Raw genomic sequence first — 1,228 nt, 5'->3', positions numbered from 1 at the left:
ATGGCAAAGGAAAAGTTTGAACGTTCCAAACCGCACTGCAACATTGGCACGATTGGCCACGTTGACCACGGTAAGACGACTCTGACAGCGGCGATCACCAAGCAATATGGTGACTTCAAAGCGTATGACGAGATTGACGGCGCGCCAGAAGAGAAAGCGCGCGGCATCACCATCTCGACAGCGCACGTTGAGTATGAAACCGACGCGCGTCACTACGCCCACGTCGACTGCCCCGGTCACGCTGACTATGTTAAGAACATGATCACCGGTGCGGCGCAGATGGACGGCGCGATCCTGGTTGTGAACGCAGCTGACGGCCCGATGCCCCAGACCCGCGAGCACATCCTGCTGGGTCGCCAGGTTGGTATCCCTGCCATGGTCGTGTTCATGAACAAGGTTGACCAGGTTGACGACGAAGAGCTGCTCGAGCTGGTTGAAATGGAAATCCGTGAGCTGTTGACCGAGTATGACTATCCTGGTGATGATATCCCAATCATCGCGGGTTCGGCTCTGGCCGCTCTGGAAGGTCGCGACGCGAACATTGGCGAAGAGAAAATCGCTGAGCTGATGGCTGCTGTTGACGAGTACATCCCACAGCCGCCACGCGCGGTTGACGAGCCGTTCCTGATGCCGATCGAAGACGTTTTCTCGATCTCTGGTCGTGGTACGGTTGTGACCGGTCGTGTTGAGCGTGGCGTGATCAATGTTGGCGACAGCATCGAAATCGTTGGCATCAAAGACACACAGACCACCACCTGTACAGGTGTTGAAATGTTCCGCAAGCTGCTGGATCGCGGTGAAGCCGGCGACAACATCGGCGCGCTGCTGCGTGGTATCGACCGTGAAGCGGTTGAGCGTGGTCAGGTGCTGTGTAAGCCAGGTTCGGTTAACCCACACACCAAGTTCGAAGCAGAAGCCTATATCTTGACCAAGGATGAAGGTGGCCGTCACACGCCGTTCTTTGCGAACTACCGTCCCCAGTTCTACTTCCGGACCACAGACGTGACCGGCACTGTTGAGCTGCCTGCTGGCACCGAGATGGTTATGCCGGGCGACAACCTGAAGTTCAACGTCGAGCTGATCGCACCCATCGCGATGGAGCAGGGCCTGCGCTTCGCGATCCGCGAAGGCGGCCGCACGGTTGGTTCGGGCGTTGTGTCCAAAATCGTAGACTAATTCAGAGACCCTCTGAATGAACAAAGGGCCGCCCATTGGGCGGCCCTTTTTT

1 protein-coding gene is annotated in these 1,228 nt (G+C 57.2%); it reads left to right on the top strand.

What is annotated here, in order from left to right:
* On the top strand, window positions 1-1,176 hold the full coding sequence (tuf, locus tag CLV88_RS22805) for an elongation factor Tu (protein WP_106610705.1): 1,176 nt from the start codon (window positions 1-3) through the stop codon (window positions 1,174-1,176).
* Window positions 1,177-1,228: the final 52 nt, after the last annotated feature.

The organism is Shimia abyssi, assembly GCF_003014475.1.
GTDB classification, from domain to species: Bacteria; Pseudomonadota; Alphaproteobacteria; order Rhodobacterales; family Rhodobacteraceae; genus Shimia; species Shimia abyssi.
Note: the sequence above shows the minus strand (reverse complement) of the source record. Positions and strands in the feature narration are given on the sequence as shown.